This is a genomic window from Pseudoalteromonas sp. NCIMB 1079, assembly GCF_040567695.1.
Taxonomy (GTDB): Bacteria; Pseudomonadota; Gammaproteobacteria; order Enterobacterales; family Alteromonadaceae; genus Pseudoalteromonas; species Pseudoalteromonas distincta.
The window spans coordinates 156049-174144 of record NZ_JBEWZA010000002.1 but is presented as its reverse complement, the minus strand read 5'-3'; the positions used below and the strand labels follow the sequence as shown (position 1 = coordinate 174144).

The 18096-nt window shown below is 39.1% G+C and carries 9 protein-coding genes; 4 read left to right on the top strand and 5 right to left on the bottom strand.

Features of this window, described 5'->3' with window-relative positions; all coding sequences use genetic code 11:
- Positions 1–32: 32 nt before the first annotated feature.
- On the bottom strand, positions 33–1556 hold the full coding sequence (locus ABX891_RS17560; RefSeq protein ID WP_354630241.1) for a sensor domain-containing diguanylate cyclase: 1524 nt from the start codon (positions 1554–1556) through the stop codon (positions 33–35).
- Between the two features lie 276 nt (positions 1557–1832).
- Positions 1833–5687 carry a S8 family serine peptidase gene (locus ABX891_RS17555; RefSeq protein WP_354630240.1) on the bottom strand — a complete coding sequence of 1285 codons (3855 nt, stop codon included), beginning with the start codon at positions 5685–5687 and terminating at the stop codon, positions 1833–1835.
- 1006 nt (positions 5688–6693) lie between these two features.
- Here ABX891_RS17555 and ABX891_RS17550 point away from each other — a divergent pair.
- From ABX891_RS17550 to ABX891_RS17540, 3 genes are all read left to right on the top strand, one after another.
- The gene (locus tag ABX891_RS17550; RefSeq protein WP_354630239.1) at positions 6694–8505 is read left to right on the top strand and encodes a glycoside hydrolase family 3 protein; all 1812 of its coding nucleotides are present in this window, start codon (positions 6694–6696) and stop codon (positions 8503–8505) included.
- A 1-nt stretch (position 8506) separates the two neighbouring features.
- Positions 8507–9241 (top strand): 5-oxoprolinase subunit PxpA, encoded by a 735-nt coding sequence (locus ABX891_RS17545; protein WP_354630238.1) that lies wholly within the window; start codon positions 8507–8509, stop codon positions 9239–9241.
- Between the two features lie 155 nt (positions 9242–9396).
- Positions 9397–11415 (top strand): S9 family peptidase, encoded by a 2019-nt coding sequence (locus ABX891_RS17540; RefSeq protein ID WP_354630237.1) that lies wholly within the window; start codon positions 9397–9399, stop codon positions 11413–11415.
- Positions 11416–12234: 819 nt separating this feature from the next.
- On the opposite strand, the gene ABX891_RS17535 is transcribed toward ABX891_RS17540, so the two are convergent.
- Positions 12235–13836 (bottom strand): isocitrate lyase, encoded by a 1602-nt coding sequence (locus tag ABX891_RS17535; protein ID WP_354630236.1) that lies wholly within the window; start codon positions 13834–13836, stop codon positions 12235–12237.
- A 242-nt stretch (positions 13837–14078) separates the two neighbouring features.
- Between ABX891_RS17535 and ABX891_RS17530 the strand changes: the two genes are divergently transcribed.
- Positions 14079–16268 carry a malate synthase G gene (locus tag ABX891_RS17530; protein WP_354630235.1) on the top strand — a complete coding sequence of 730 codons (2190 nt, stop codon included), beginning with the start codon at positions 14079–14081 and terminating at the stop codon, positions 16266–16268.
- A 200-nt stretch (positions 16269–16468) separates the two neighbouring features.
- Here the strand turns inward: ABX891_RS17530 and ABX891_RS17525 are convergent, their stop codons facing one another.
- Together ABX891_RS17525 and ABX891_RS17520 are read right to left on the bottom strand one after the other, a co-directional pair.
- Entirely contained in the window at positions 16469–17194 is a 726-nt protein-coding gene (locus tag ABX891_RS17525; protein ID WP_002959197.1) for a YebC/PmpR family DNA-binding transcriptional regulator, read from the bottom strand.
- Between the two features lie 145 nt (positions 17195–17339).
- Entirely contained in the window at positions 17340–17957 is a 618-nt protein-coding gene (locus ABX891_RS17520) for an HAD family hydrolase (RefSeq protein WP_002959195.1), read from the bottom strand.
- Positions 17958–18096: the final 139 nt, after the last annotated feature.

Genomic DNA, 18096 nt, shown 5'->3' with positions numbered 1-18096 from the left:
TAAATTCAAAGTATTACTTAGCTAATTTTTGGTTAGCTAATTTCGGCCACTACGCATCGGTTACGGCCATGCTCTTTAGCATGGTATAGCGCTTTATCGGCACATTTGTATACTTGGTCAATATCAGTACTATGCACAGGCCAGGTCGCAATACCTATAGAAATAGTGATGTTGCCAATAGTGTCTATCTTTGTTGACTCTACTGTTTTACGTAAGCGCTCTGCAATTTTAAAAGCGCTTTGGCTGTCTTCGTTAGGCAGTACAAGCACAAATTCTTCGCCGCCAATACGTGCAACAATGTCGTCTTTCCTTGATAATTTTTTAATGATGTTTGTTAAATAAACAAGTGCTTCATCTCCTTTATCATGGCCAAAGGTATCGTTAACTCGCTTAAAAAAGTCGATATCAATTTCTAATATAGCGAACGGGGTTTGCTTTAGCATAAGCTGGTTAAGTAAGCCGTTTAAGCTTCTTCTGTTATGCGTATCTGTTAAGGGATCTGTTTGTGAATCATGGCGTAACACACCAATTTTAGCTTGTAATAAAGTTACTTCTCTTAACATTGCTAATTTTAGTTTTTGACTTTCGAAATACCACGACTTCACATTTTTAAGCTTTTCTAAGCTTGAAGGATCGTCGAGTGTATTTGCGTTATCGGCTAATCGCTTTAGAGGCCTTGCTATAAAATGTGCAAATAAACCAATAAAAATGAATGTGACTAATGCCATAGGTATTGTTTGTTCAATCACTTCAATAGTTAATGTATCTAGCGAAGAGAGCGTTGATTCTAATGGTCTTTGCGCCACTATTCCCCATTTAGATAAAATAATGGGTGCGTAGCCTGCGAGCATCGGCTTATTTAAGCTATTAATAACCGTTGAAGTGCCTATTTCGCCATCTATAACAGCGTCAATCACAGCATTGTTAGCAATAACGTTGCCGATTCTGGCAGGTTCTGGGTGATATAAAATGCGCTTATTTGAGCTAACAACATAAAGGTACGAACCACCTTTGTAGTAATGTTGTTCTAAAAGCTCATTTAAAATATTTTTCTCTTTTAAATAAAGAGAGCCCCCAATATAACCTAAATACTTATCTTCAGAATCAAATAGCGGGTGCGATATAAAAACAATTAAATTATCAGCTGCCGATAAATAAGGCTCACTAATTAATGGTCGTTTTTCTTTTAGTGCTTCTATTGCTCCTGGAGACTGTATTTTTTGGCCTATTAAACTTTCAAAGTGAGGCGACGTCGCTGCAACTACGCCATGTAAATTAATCACAACAGAGTTAAAGCTATCAGTTTGGTGATTTAAACGAATGGCTTCATCGTTTAATAATTTGGAGTTATTTGGTGATTGCTCAATAATTTTAGCTGAGTATTCAAGCTGCTGAAGCGCAGGCTTTAAAAAGTTATCAGTTGCGGAGGCTAGTTTTTGAGCATAGGCTAAATTACTTTTTAGTGTGTATGATGTTAACTGCTCTTTTTGAACCTGATAGGTAGAATAAAAACTCCCTACCAATGTGCTCAGTGCTGCAGAGAATGCAAGTAGCAATATAAGAAATCTTAAATTTAAAGCGGGTAGTAATTTATATAGCAAAGCTGCATTCCAAAGCACTCAAATTCAGCGCGTATTATACGAAGTTAAGTATTATACCCGTTTAAGTGTTTTTAATTAAGTTGGTTTGTTTAATTTAGCGACTATGCGTTAGGGTATGGCGTGATAAATAATATATTCCAACATTGCCATTTTTTATCCTCCAGAAAGTAATAAAAAAACCATTAGCTTCAAATGAAACTAATGGTTTTTATTTATAGTACGTATTTAATCTTACGAATTATTTTTTCTACGACGTGCGAACAACAATGGTGTAAGCAAGGCCATTAACCAACCAAATGAACCACTTGAGCTCTTATTAATAATAGACGTTGATGCAACAGCTGTATCTGTATTACCTTTGCTATCACTAACTTCTAATTGGAACGAGATAGTTTCATCGCTTGATACCTTAGGTGCATTAAATTTAACTTCAGAAGCCGAAGATAAAATAATAGTAACAGGTGTACCAGATAACTGAGTCCACGTATAAGTTAGTTCGTCATTATTTGCATCTGTTGATCCAGAACCATCAAATATAACAACATCACCTTCAGTTGTACTTGAAGTACCTGTAATTACAGCAACAGGTGCAGCTTCATTAACACCAAAGCTATAAGTAGATGAAACAGTACTATCGCCAATCGTATTTGTAAGTGTTAGCTCTTTTTCAGTTCCTACTTCTCTAGGAATTAAATCAAAACCTACAGATAGTAACTCAGTTGATTCGCCAGCCTTACGAGTAATAGTCCACTCAGCAATATTTCCGCTTACAACACCATCATTAGTTACATTGGCAATTTCTTGACCTTCGGTAACCATTGCTTTTAATGTATAAACTTTATCTGCATTGGTAAAGTTTGGCTCTATATCAAAACTTACAGATTGCGCTTTACCTGCGATCATTTCTTGATTGCCAGCAGCTAACTCAGTAGATACAGTTTCAGTTACTTCATCATTAGCAAACGATACTGTTAATGGGATTTGAACTTCTGTAGAACCATCACCTGATTTCAATGACAGTAATGAGCTACTACCGCTGTTATCAGACCATGCAACTGTTAGGTCAAACGAACCATTGCTTTCTTCAACGGCAGCACTAACAGTGTCACTTTTAGATTCGTCATTTGTTAAGATTGATACTGCACTAATTACAACTTCATCTGTTGCACCTGGTGCTGAGGCAGTGTAACCGTTTGCTACAATGTAATAAGTATCAGCTGGTAAATTAAGGAATGTTAATGACTCGTTTGAGTTAGGACCAGCACTGCTACCAATGTTATTAAACTCGCTATCTAAAACTCGTAAATCAATGTCCGGCGCTGTTGCTGATGAAGTACTAAATACTACATTCGGTACAACTTCATCAAAAGTAAGTACTGCAAAGTCTAAACCACCATCTTCAACAAATACTGTTTGTGGTTCAACTAAGTTAGAGCTTTTATCAAATACACCAACTTCAATATTATTCAAACTTTTAGACATTAAATCAGTGAATGTATAAGTACCGCTTGAGCGAGATGCCGCTATTGATAATGCTTCTGGTAAATTACTTTCAGCTACTTGCACTAAAATAGGCAAATGAGCATCGGGTAAACCGGCTGAAGTTAGTTCAAGGCTACCAAAGTTCCATACATCTGCAGCAGATGCGCTTACATCAGCAGTTACAGTTACGGTTTGTGTTTCGCCTGCTTCAATATCAAAGCTAGTTGGTGAAACAGTTAATGACATATTATTAGATGTTGATACTGGAGTTGCAGTCCAGTTCGCATCTTTAGTTGCTGTAAATGTACGAGTCCAAGTACATGTATCAATACACTGTGTATTTGTCATTGAAGGAATGTTAAGTGATAAAGGAACGCCACCCGTTGCAGGGTTTGCCTTCATGTAGTTACCAAACGTTTCATCCATGATAAGACCCGTATTAGTCGCTAAATTAACGCGAATACTACCTGAGCCCATATCAAATACGTCAGCTGGTGTTGAACCGTCTTCTTTACGCACATCGGTTGTAGCCGTCATCATTAATGCTGAACGAATGTTATCTGGTGTCCATGTTGGATGTGCAGATTTTAATACTGCACCAGCACCCGAAGTATGAGGCGCTGACATTGATGTACCTTGTAAGAAGGCAAAGTCACCAGGAGAAGGGGCTGTTACATCATTACCAAAATCTTGGTCATTGTAAGCCGCGTAAATTGATACACCTGGCGCTGTAACAGAAGGAGTCATAATATCAGCAGTAGTGCTGTTAGGACCACGAGATGAGAAGTCAGCCATATCATCAGCTTGACCAACAACCAAAGTGATTGCAGGGTCGATAGAAATTGTCATACCTGAAGTAGAAGCTAATGCATCTAATAAATCTTTACCTGAGTTTTCAGATATAGCTACAGAAGGAATAGTTGTACCTTCTAAGCCTGACATAGTAAGACGTACATCGCCATCCGTGTTGTTATAAACAATAACAGCAGTTGCACCCGCATTAGCAGCATTTGTTACTTTATCTGAGAATGCACATGCACCACGACTGATTACAGCAACAGCATCTTTAAACGAATCAGCAGCAAATGCATTACAGCCTTCAAAATTACTTGCATCAACAGACATTGCTGTAATAGGTAAAGCGGTTACAACTTCAGAAAATACAGGACCTGTGCCGTTTGAGTAGGCAAACGACTCGTCGTTAAATGTAACAAAGCTATCTAATGTTCTACCATGCGTAGAGGCACCAACAACCGTGTACCAAGGTGCATTTTTTGATGTAGTGTACGCTTCTGGACCATCGTTACCAGCAGACACTGCGGCAAAAATACCTGCTTCTTGCGCTGCTAAAAAACCAAGTTCAGTAGAACTCGCCCAAGGGTTACCGCCACCACTAATTGAGTAGTTTAAAACATCTACACCATCTGCAACCGCATCATCTAAAGCGGCAACAATAGCTGCGCCTGGACAACCAGTATACTTATCATCGGCATTACCTGGGCTACAAATTTGGTAAGCAACAATGTTAGCATGCGGTGCTACACCAGATATTTGTTCAAACGAAAATGTATCATTAACGATACCATCACTTTCTAACACACCAGTTTCTAGTGCAATTAACGGTACATTTTTTAAAATATTACCGCCTGCTGTACTTGCTGTGTGTGAGCCGTGACCGCCGTAATCTTCACCATTTTTAGCTGGCGGTGTAGTACCAAAAACTTCTACATCGTCATAGTTATCAGTAACACTTGCATACGAGCGAACGCCAATTAATTTGTCGTTACATAGTTCAACAAAGTCACCTGCACAATCACCTACGTAATTACCAGCACCCCAAGGGTTAGTATGGTCGTAACCATCACCGCCAATGTCAGCGAATGAGTCGTGATCTGTATTTACACCACTATCAATTACACCAATAATAACGCCTTCACCCATATTCGAGGCTGAATTACCTTCGCCTTGCCATACTTGGGTGGCACCAATATGAATAGGACCGGTGTCAGTATCCATTGTTTCCATACGTTCACGTTCAATATAATCAACGCCATCTAAAGCAGCTAACTTTACAGCTTGCTCTTGAGTTAAGCGCATAGCAACACCGTTGAATGCATTTTTGTATTGATATACAACGTTTGCTTGTTTACCTAATGAAAGGCGCGCTTTAGAAAGGAAACTTTGTTGTTTATCTTCAAGGTAGTTGGTGTATTGAACCGCGTCAGTAGATTTAACATCTAAACGTAATTCATTACGTACCTGTTGCGAGCTCATTTTGCTATTAGCTAATTTTGAAAAGAGTTCTTTTTTTGCTATTTTAGGGCTTGTAGCAGCAAAACCAACAACGCTGCCATCATAGGTCGCTAACGGTAGATCTGCTAGGCGAACAATATAAGTATATTCACCAGATGCTAAATCAGGCTCAACAACGATTTTTTTTACTGCTTTAGCTACACGAGTAGCTGAAGTAGATGATGTTTTAGTTTTGTCGACTGCTGACTTTGCAAGTGCTATTTGTTGATGAACACTGCTTCCGCCGGCTGCTGAACTTAACGAAACGGTTAATAGAGCTGCTGAAACAGCTAATGCTACTTGGGTCTTCACTGAACACTCCTTGCGCTTTTGTACGCATGTAATTATTATTTTTGGTAATTTATTTAAAAAATTTAAGTGAATTTAAATTAAAATAAATAAGATTGCTTTGAAAGATAACACATGTCATTGGAATGTAAATATGGTGTGCTTTAGCTTTGGTTGTAGTTTATGAATACTGTAATTTTAAAAGTAAAAAAGTAGGTGCTTAAATAGACTAATAAAACATACAATGATCAAAGAGAGCAATTTACAAAGGGAAGTTAGAGTCTGATTTGTAAGGGTTTTATATTTATTTTGTTCCAAATACGCCAATGAACAAGCTTAAATAAACCGTTAACTAAATTTCATTAATTGCAAAAACAAAGGTTTACATTCGTTTACATGATGTATATTTGAATACGTTATTTTATTTGAGAGGAAACATACTGGCTTGGCTTTTATTGAAATTCTATCTATAAAAAATGCATATTTTATCATTCTGCCATCATTGAACTTAGAGTTTGTCCACCTTATATAGTTACAGTTTGCTTAATCCTGAGGTACTCTTGCAAGCTATGCCTAGTGTCAACAGGCCTAAATTAAGCTGCTACTTTTAATCTGTATAGAGGTAAATGAAAGCAACTGTGTTGCATGCAAAAAACGTAAAAAATACGAAGCTAGGGCATGTTTCCCTTTATATTTTGTTATTGTCTATTTATAGCGAATAATTACACTGCATAAGCCTCACCTTGTCAAAAAACCAAACACACAGCAGTAAATTCAACCTCAAAAGATAAGCTCGACCTAACAATATATATTTTATTTACATGCCAACTATAACGCTCATATGCAATTAAGTTACTAATAAATACAAACCTTAAGCACCTATTAAATTAGTAAAAACACTTAGCGTATGGCTTTGCAGTTGCACTGAAAAGTAGTTAAGCTGCATACATTTATCTACTTTTTAGCCTTGGAGTGTGTTTTGCTAAATAAGTGTATTGTACCGTCTATCGTTTTTTTATCTGGGTGTTTAATGCCATTACAATCCTCGCTTGCTAAACCCGTGCTTTCTCTTGAACAACAACTTGGGCAAAAGTTAATACTCGACTTTCGCTACTTTTGCCAGCAAGGAGCAAGTAATAAATGCCGAACTCCAATGACCGAGTTACCTAATGAGCTTGCTACCGCTATTGCTAAATACGATATTGGTGGAGTTATTTTATTTTCTGAAAATACTCAATCAATAGAACAAACAATTACGCTTAATAGCCAATTGCAAACAGCTGCAAGTAAGTCCAGTAGTAAGCTGCCTCTATTTATATCTATAGATCAAGAAGGCGGACGTGTAGCACGGTTACCACGCGATGTTGCTACATCATTTACCGGTAATATGTCGATTGGCGCAACCTACAAAAAACACGGTACGAGCTTTGCGACAAAAACAGCAACTGTTATAGCTAAAGAGCTAAATTCGCTGGGTATCAATGTAAACTACGCGCCTACGGTTGATGTAAACATGAACCCCGATAACCCTGTTATTAATGTACGCTCGTTTGGTGAAAACCCTGCATTAGTGAGTAAATTAGGCGCCGCACAGGTTGCAGGATTTGAGAACAACGGTGTTATTACCTCGTTAAAGCACTTCCCGGGCCACGGCGATACAAACGTAGATAGCCATACAGGTTTGCCTAAAGTAAACCATGCAAAAGAAGTTATTTACGAGCAAGACTTAGCACCGTTTAAGCACATTATCGCCAAGCAAAACCCAGGCATGATAATGACGGCGCATATTCAATACCCTGCCCTCGATAGCACAACGTTCATAAGTGTTAATGGCAAAACGATGATAAAACCGGCAACAATGTCGCGCGCAATCATTACTGATATTTTACGTGGCGAGCTTAATTACCAAGGAGTTGTAGTAACTGATGCGCTTGATATGGCTGGTATTAGTAACTTCTTCACACCAACTCAAGCGGTAATAAATACATTTGCCGCTGGAGCTGACATTGCCCTAATGCCTATTGAAATTAGAACACCAGATGATTTAAATAAACTCGATGATCTTATTAAAGATCTTGTTGCAGCGGTTAAATCAAACCAACTTGATGAGCAAGAAATAGCACAATCGGCACAGCGTATAATTATACTTAAAAATAAATTTAGATTAAGCACTAATTTTGACCCTATTACCGCGCTCATAAATGCAAAGCAAACAATTGGCAGTGCAGCACATCGCGAAATAGAAGCGCAGCTTGCTGTAGAGGCAATAACGCAGGTTAAAAATAATAACAGTACTTTGCCACTTAATTTAAAAGCAGGAAGTAATGTTCATATTATTATGCCCGACACGCGTAAATGTATGGCAATGCAGCAAGCGATTGAAGCTATCAGCCAGCAAAAACTTAACTATAGTTGTAGTAGTTTACAAGGGTTCGACCCAGCACTCGCAAAAGCACAAATACACGCTGCTGATGTAGTTATCGCCGGTAATGCAACACCTAATCAAAGTGCGGTCGAAATTGGCGGTATGGATGATTTAAAAGATGATTCAAATTTTGCACTTAATAATGCAGAGCAGCCAAAAGCACTTGAGTCATTATTAAAAGTGGTAAAGCAGAGTAATAAAAGCACTGTTTTTATAAGCCTAAGAGCCCCTTACGACATTGCTAAATTTGGCGATTATGCAAATGCCGTACTGGCATCGTATGCATATAATATTGATGTAGATAAAAACGATATTGTATCTGGCCCTGCTTTTACCGCACTTGCAAAAGTGTTATTAGGAGAAGCACCGGCTAACGGCGTATTACCTGTCACAATAAAACCGCAAAAGGCGCACTAATATGAAACTCAATTGTGATTTAGGCGAAAGCTTTGGCGCGTGGAAAATGGGGCTAGACGATGACGTTATGCCACATATTGATATGGCCAATATTGCGTGTGGGTTTCATGCAGGTGATGCCGATGTAATGGCAAGCACGCTCACTCTTGCCAAGCAACATAACGTACAAATTGGTGCTCACCCAAGCTACCCAGACAAGCAAGGCTTTGGTAGACGCTCAATGACACTTAGTGAAAAAGAGCTTACAAATTGCCTGCACTATCAAATAGCCGCTATTGAGGGCATGGCAAAAGTACAAGGTTTAACACTTAGCTACGTAAAACCCCATGGCGCACTCTATAACGACATGATGGCAAGTGAGCAAATATTACAAACCGTTATAAATGCCATTGCCAACTACCCTACCGATTTAAAACTAATGGTTTTAGCAACTAAAAATGCCAATAAGCACATTCAAATAGCTAAAAGTTTAGGAGTTGAGTTAATACTAGAGGCCTTTGCCGATAGGCAGTACACCGATGACGGGCATTTAGTGTCACGAACACTTGAGGGTAGCGTTCACAACAAAGCTGCATTACTAAAACAAGTAACTCAGCTTTTATCCGATGGCAGCGTGACAACACAAACTGGAAAAAAACTAACGCTCAACGCCCATAGCTTATGCGTACATGGCGACAACGCTGATGGCATAGCACTTATAAAAGACATAAAAGCCCTGTGTAACTCAGCTAACTAAACACTTTTACACAACCACAAATAGAAGCTGTAAACCCCCTTTACAGCTTTAACTCATAGATTTAAATAAGAGCTTCATCGCATCCTACTGTTAATTTAATAATCCCTAACATATAACTACTTAGCAAATTAAAAAAAGTAACAACAGGGATAAAAATGAAAAAGCTTTTAACACTTAGCCTCATTTTAGGCTGTAGCAATTTAGCCTACGCTGAAACAAATACACTACAACTGCAAGACGTGTTTAATTTAGAATATGCTAATCAAATAGATATAACCGAAGACGGTAAAACTGTTTATTTTGTGCGTAACCGCATGGATATAAAAACAGATCGCAAAGTGGGTAATATTTGGTCTGTTGATTACAAAACCAAACAAATGCAGCCGCTAACCTCTGGCGTACATATGGATTATTCGCCAGTACTCTCTCCTGATGGTGAACGCCTTGCGTTTATATCAACCCGCGATGGCAGCAGCCAAATATATATTAAATGGCTTAAAACAGGTGCTATGGCAAAAATTAGTAACTTAACGAGTAGTCCACGTTCGATTACATGGAGCCCTGATTCTAACCAATTAATATTTAGCATGTTTGTCCCAAGCGCTAATTCAGCGCCAGTGAGCTTACCAGGTAAACCAAAAGGCGCAACCTGGGCAGAGCCCGCCAAATTTATTGATGATGTGTATTACCGTTCAGATGGTGGCGGTTACACACAAAAAGGTTTTAGCCAATTATTTTCCATAGATGCTAACGGTGGTAATGCTAAACAACTCACTCATGATGAGTTTGATAACGCGGGCGATGTAAGCTTTAGTAACGATGGTAAATCACTTTATTTTTCTGCGAACAGGCACACAAACAACCAGCTAAAATTCACAAATAATGAAATTTATAAACTTGATTTGGCCTCGCAAACTATAACCGAAATTACTAACCGAGATGGCCCTGATGAACAACCTAAAGTATCGCCCGATGGTCGTTACTTAGCGTACACAGGTTATGACGATAAACGCACTAATTACGAAAATGCTCAACTTTATATTCGTGATTTAAAAACAGGTAACACAACTAGTTTAACACCAAATTTTGATCGTAGCGTAGGTCAAATAAAATGGAGTGCCAATTCAAAAGGTGTGTACTTTAGTTACGCCGATAAAGGTCAAACCGCCCTCGCCTACCAACCACGCAGTGGCAAGCGTAAAATAATAACAACTCAAATTGGCAGCGTTGCCTTTGGACGCCCTTATTCTGGTGGCGACTTTGATGTAAGCGAAGATGGCGAGGTAGCCTTTACCCTTGCCGATACCCAGCGCCCTGCTGATATAGCAACAATTAAACGCGGTAAAGTGCAGCGTTTAACTACCCTTAATGCAGATGCATTGGGCGACAAAGCTTTGGCTAAAGTGGAAGAAATTTGGATTAAATCAAGTCATGATGAGCTACCAATCCAAGGTTGGGTTGCTTACCCACCAGAATTTGATAGCAGCAAAAAATATCCGCTAATACTAGAAATACACGGCGGTCCTGTCGCTAATTATGGCCCGCACTTTAGCGCTGAAATTCAACTGTTTGCAGCCAAAGGTAATGTCGTTTTATACATGAACCCACGTGGTAGTGATTCCTATGGTAAAGAGTTTGCACAAACTATTCATCATAATTACCCAAGTAACGATTTTGATGACTTAATGACAGGTGTTGATGCGCTAATAGCGAAAGGCTTTATTGACGAGTCTAAATTGTTTGTAACCGGTGGCTCTGGTGGCGGTGTATTAACTGCATGGATTGTGGGTCATACAGATCGCTTTGCTGCAGCTGTAGTTGCTAAGCCTGTTATCAATTGGATCAGTTTTGTACTAACAGCAGATTTTTACCCGTTTTTTGCTGATTACTGGTTTCCAGGAAAACCATGGGATCACATTGAGCACTACATGAAACGCTCGCCTATCAGCTATGTTGGAAACGTTAAAACTCCTACTATGTTGCTCACTGGTGAATCTGACTACCGTACACCAATTTCAGAAACTGAGCAGTTTTATCAGGCATTAAAATTACAAGGTGTTGATACTGCAATGGTGCGCATTCCTGATGCATCGCATGGTATTACAGCTCGCCCATCAAACTTAATGACCAAAGTTGCTTATATTCAATGGTGGTTTGATAAACACACTAAATAACCTAAAATTAGTATAACATTTATAGCTCAAATAAAAGCCACTTTAAATAAGTGGCTTTTATATTTATCGCCGTAGTATTCAAACTGTAAACCCCCTTTACACTTCTGTGACAGTTAAATATCGGACTTAGCTAAAACTTCAGTTAGTAAAATTTCGGTTTATAGCATTTTTTGTAACTTGAGTTGGTAAAAAATCGGTTTGAGTCACTGTTTATAGCCTCTCAGTTAGTAAAATTTTGTTTTATCGCACGGAGAAGTTAGTAAAAAATCGGTTTATAAATTCGCTAAGTTTGTCTATTAAAGCAAAAATCAGTCACTTACCTGCCTTTTAAAGTTGTTGTAAACGCTTTTTACAGCAAAATCACCCCAAATATGCCGTTTTATGAAAGGTTAGTTAAACTCTGATCTGTAAATTCACTCAGGTAGTTAAATAGTGATCCAAAATGATTTGGCAAGGGCGTGTTGAACTTTGGTGGGTTAATTTGCAGCAGTATGTTTGGTTTTTAGGCAAGGCGGAGCTTATGTAGTGTGGTTATTCCCCATGAATAGGCGATAACGTAGCATAAATACCAAACATGCGCTGCCCTTTGGGTTATTTCTAGGGACGATAAACTCTTTGTTGCTCGGTTTTTACTTAGCCCACTAGGTTACAAACCTCGCGCCGCGATTTAATCGCCCCTAGTTTGAACAAATTTCAATCCACAAAGATCAACACGCCCTAGTTAAAGTCTGATCTGTAATTGTGCTTCAATGTTTAAGCTTTGTTTAAAACAATAAAAAAGGGCCCATTGGCCCTTGAGTAACACTATCTAGTTAGGAATTAAAACTGGTTCATGGTGTTGTCTTCACCACCGGCTTTTAGCGCGTTATCACCAGAGAAGTATTCTTTGTGTGTATCGCCCATGTTAGACCCTGCTAGGTCTTGGTGTTTAACAGAAGCTTGCTCGCGGCGAATTTCTTGGCGTTGTACATCACGCACGTAAGCCAGCATACCCATATCGCCAAAGTAACCTTCTGATAAAATATCAGTGCTTAGCGCAGCTGTATGGTACGTAGGCAGAGTAATTAAGTGATGGAAAATACCTGCTTCACGTGCGCCATCGCGCTGGAAGTTTTGCACTAGTAAATCGGCTGCTTGTGCAAGCTCTGTTGCATCCATTTCTGGTGCCATAAGGCCTTTATTATCGCCAAGGCTTGGGTAAGCACTAAGGTCACGGCCTGCTTCTTCCCACTCTTGGTACACTTGCTCACGAAACTTAAGCGTCCAGTTAAACGAAGGCGAGTTGTTGTATACCAGTTTTGCATTTGGCACCTGTTCTTTTACACGATTTACCAGTTCTGCAATTTGTTCAACATGTGGTTTTTCTGTTTCAATCCACAGTAAATCAGCGCCCGACTGCAAGCTAGTAATACAATCTAATACTACGCGGTCTTTTTCAGTGCCTTCGCGGAACTGGTATAAACCGTTATCTAGGCGAGTTGGTTTACATAACTGGCCATTAATTTTCATTGCCGTATCGCCTTCATTTAAATCATCAACACCGTTAATTGGCGTAGTTTCTAAAAATGCATTGTATTGGCTTGCTAAGTCACCTGGTGTTTGCGACACAGGTACTTTTTGAGTAAGGCTGGCGCCTAATGAATCTGTACGTGCCACAATAATGCCGTTATCAATACCTAGCTCTAAAAAGGCGTAACGTACTGCGTTAATTTTTGCTAAAAAGTCTTCGTGTGGAACGGTCACTTTACCCGCTTGGTGACCACATTGTTTGGCGTCAGATACTTGGTTTTCTATTTGAATGGCACATGCACCGGCTTCAATCATTTTTTTAGCCAGTAAGTAAGTTGCTTCTTCGTTACCAAAACCTGCGTCAATATCAGCAATAATTGGCACAACATGGGTTTCAAAGTTGTCTATTTTATCAATAACAGCTTGAACATCGCCTCCGTTCGCTTTTGCTTCATCTAGGTCGTTAAACAAGTGATCGAGTTCACGTGCATCTGCTTGCTTTAAAAATGTGTAAATTTCTTCAATTAATGCAGGTACCGATGTTTTTTCGTGCATGCTTTGATCTGGCAGCGGACCAAATGCAGAGCGAAGCGCTGCAACCATCCAGCCACTTAAGTATACATAGCTGCGTTTAGTTGTTTTTTGATGGCGCTTAATAGCCATCATCATTTGTTGGGCAGTAAAGCCATGCCAACACCCTAAAGATTGGGTGTACAGGCTTGTGTCGGCGTCATATGCAGCCATATCTTCACGCATAACGTCTGCTGTGTATTGCGCAATTTCAATCCCTGTACGAAAACGGTTTTGTAAACGCATACGGCTTGCGTATTCAGGGTTAATAGCTTTCCATGCGCTGCCTTGTGATTGGCAAAGAGTAGAGAGTGTGTCTGTTTCGCGTTGATATGTTGTCATAATAAAATCCTTCGAACGAGTGTGTAAATTATTTTAATGTTGTGAGAGTGGCTAGGAGTGTGTGCTCCGTTTCGCTTGATTCAACATTAGGCTCCTTTTCTAGATTTAGTAAATTTATAGTTGTTATTGTGGCTATACATTTTGTGAATGGCTAAAAAGCACTCAACATTGCCTTTTTGAGTTATTGTTGCCTTAACGCACAAGCACACAACAACATCGCGACCGTTTAAAGGAAGGCAACTATGTCCCACACTCTCACACATTCAGGACTCAGCGTAGACACACAACTCGCTGATTTTGTTAAAAATCAATTACTACCAGGCACTCACTTAAGTGAGCATCAATTTTGGCAAAGCTTTGCACATATAGTTCAAACACTTACCCCTACAAATAAGGCACTGCTTGAAAAGCGAGAATTGCTTCAACAGCAAATAGATGACTACCATCTTGCTAATAAAACGTGGGATAGCGTTAAGTACCATGCCTTTTTGCAAGATATTGGCTATTTAGTTAAAGAGCCTACCAACTTTGAAATTGAAACCCAAAATGTAGAACCCGAAGTAGCCCTTACAGCAGGCCCTCAGTTGGTTGTGCCTGTCAGTAACGCACGCTTTGCACTTAATGCCGCTAACGCACGTTGGGGTTCGTTATACGACGCTTTATACGGTACAGATGTGTTAAGCGAAGACGATGGAGCCGAAAAAGGCAATACCTACAATCCTGTTCGTGGTTTTAAGGTAATGGCCTACGCTCGCCAGTTTTTAGATAAAGCATTGCCGCTCACTAATGGCTCGCATATAGAAAGCACTAATTATTCAGTAGTAGATGGCGCACTTTTAATTACGTTACGTGATAGCTCTCAAACCACATTAGCTGACCCATCTCAGCTTATTGGCTATCAAGGTGAAGCACAAAACCCAACCGTAGTGTTATTAAAAAACAATGATTTACACATAGAGCTACATATCGATCACCACCACATTATTGGCCAAGCAGATAAAGCAGGCTTAAAAGATGTAGTGTTAGAGGCCGCGCTTACAACCATTATGGATTGTGAAGATTCTGTAGCTGCGGTAGATGCAGAAGATAAAGTACAAGTTTATAAAAATTGGCTTGGTTTGATGCAAGGTAACTTAGTTGAATCGTTCAAAAAAGGCGATAAAACTGTAGAGCGTACTCTGCAAAGTGATAAAACATACACCGCACTTGATGGTGGCACCGTTACTTTAAAAGGCCGTAGCATGATGTTTGTTAGAAACGTTGGCCATTTAATGACGAACCCTGCGATTACCGATGTGTACAATCAACCGGTATTTGAAGGCATTATGGATGCGATGTTTACTGCCACCGCTGCCCTGCACGACCTAAATAAAAAAACAGGTATTAAAAATACCAGCGCGCAAAGTATTAATATAGTAAAACCAAAAATGCATGGCCCTGAAGAGGTAGCATTTACTAACACTTTATTTAGCTTAGTAGAGGAAGCGCTAAGCTTACCTAAAAACACGCTTAAAATGGGGATTATGGATGAAGAACGGCGTACTTCTGTAAACCTAAAAGCCTGTATTTATGCAGCTAAAGAGCGTGTTGTATTTATTAATACCGGGTTTTTAGATAGAACAGGCGATGAAATTCATACCTCTATGCAAGCGGGCGTTGTGCTTCCAAAAGTACAGGTTAAGCAGCAAGCATGGATACAAGCTTATGAGGATCGCAACGTCGATATTGGCCTTGCTTGTGGCTTAAGTCATAAAGCACAAATAGGTAAAGGCATGTGGCCAATGCCAGATAAAATGGCATTAATGATGGAGCAAAAACAAGCTCACCCTAAATCAGGCGCTAATACTGCATGGGTGCCCTCCCCTACAGCCGCTACTCTGCATGCAATGCATTATCACGATATAAACGTATTTACCGAGCAGCAAAGTATAGCTAAACGCACTATTGCGAGCCTTAATGACCTGCTTACACCGCCGCTAATGGCTGATCCTAAAACGCTTTCAAAAGAAGATATTCAAAGCGAGCTAGAAAACAACGCACAAGGCATTTTAGGTTACGTTGTACGCTGGATTGATCAAGGCGTTGGCTGCTCAAAAGTACCCGACATTAACCATATCGGGCTAATGGAAGACAGAGCCACACTGCGTATTTCAAGCCAGCATATGGCTAATTGGCTGCTAAATGGCGTGTGCTCACAGGCGCAAATAAAATCAACCATGGCTAAAATGGCCAAAGTGGTTGATGGACAAAACGAGCATGACACTGCGTATACACCCATGGCAACAAGCGAAGAAACCCTCAATAACAGCATTGCGTTTCAAGCCGCTACTGCACTGGTTTTAGAGGGCGTAACGCAACCTAGTGGTTACACTGAACCACTACTACATAGCTACCGTATAAAATATAAAGTACAAAAATCGAATACGCTTTAACTGCTTAATCAAAGTTAAAATTAAGTACTAAACCAGCTTTTAAGCTGGTTTTTTATCGCCTAAAATTAGAATAACAGCACTTTTAAGGCATTTTAAAGGTATATAGATAATACACATGAATATCTAACATTTATTCAAACGTAAAAAAGCGTGTTTTGCATACACAAAACACGCTTTTTAAAGCTTTTAAACGTTTACGTTTAATTTTTTACAATGGCATTGTGATAAATATTTTGTACATCGTCACAATCTTCAAGCATATTTATAAACTTATCAAAGTTAGCAATAACTTCTTCGTCTTCAATTTCAATATTAACTTGAGGGATAAACGTAATTTCATCTACTTCAAAGTTAATGCCTTCAAATGCGTCTTCAAGGGCAGTTTTAGCTTTAAAGTATTCTGTTGGCGGTGCAAATACCGATATTTTACCGTCCTCGGCTTCAACATCGCTTACATCAACATCAGCCATCATTAATGCTTCTAATACGACTTCATCGTCATCGCCTGCAAAGCCAAGTACCGCATAATGATCAAACATATGCGCTACACAGCCAGGAGTACCAATTTTTGAGTCTGTTTTAGTAAATGGTAAACGTACATCTTTGATAGTACGGTTTGGATTATCAGTTAAACAGTCAACAATAACCATGCAGTTACCAGGGCCATAGCCTTCATAACGGGCAACAGAGTAATCTTCTCCTGCGCCACCGGCTGCTTTTTCAATTGCTTTTTCGATAACGTGTGCGGGTACTTGGTCTTTTTTAGCTTTTTCGATTAGACGGCGAAGTGTTTGGTTTACTTCGGGATCGGGATCACCACTTTTTGCTGCAACGTAAATCTCTTTGCCGTACTTTGAGTTTACTTTTGTTTTTGCATTGGCTGTTTTGATCATAGAACTTTGACGAACTACAAATGCTCTGCCCATTTTGTGCCCCTAATGAATACGTTACGTTTTGCGATATTTTACCAATTCAAAACGTATTGGGCTAGCTCCGCAATGGGCAAAACTTGATTAATAAAAACTTTTATAACTACATACTCATTTAAGAATAAATCAAATGGCATGCTATTTAACATAACTCTATTTTTTCAGAATAACTCTCAACTAATGTCACTAAGTCAGCAAAGTCATGTAAAACGTAATCGGCCTGATCGGCGTAAGCTGGCGTTAACTCTGGAGCGTATAAACATGCACGCATATTTGCATTATGCGCAGCTTGAATATCGTAAAGGTAATCTCCTACATAAAGTAAGTTTCTGGCATTTATGTTCCAAAGTGTAGCAATAGCATTTAACGCACTAGGATCTGGTTTTGCAGGTGCATCGCTTCTTGTTAAAACTGTACTAATAGGAAGTGGGTTATTTTGTAATTTAATTGCAGCCGCTTTATCAAAATTGCGAGTAACAATTGCCATCGGTATATTTTTAGACTTTAAAGCATTAATAGCTTCACTCACCCCAGGTAAAATACTGGCATGTTGTGCGTCTATTAATTCGTGTTGGTGAACTATATTCATTGCCTCTTCACGCATATACGGTGAGGGCAACTGAGCAATGTAATCAAGCAAGTCTTGCTCGCAAGGGCAACCTATTTGGGCTTTAATTAATGTAAAATCTAGTTCGGATGAAACTAATGTTCCATCTAAATCAAAAATCACTCCAAAAATGGCCTCAACCTGAGTAGTCATATCATTCCCTGAATTTAGTTATTACTAAATAAAATTTAAACATAAAATTCTCTACTGCTTATGCCCAAGCCAGTTATAGCTAAAGGGATAAATGAAACTAACTATATTTAAATTATTTATTTGACTGCTATCAATCTAT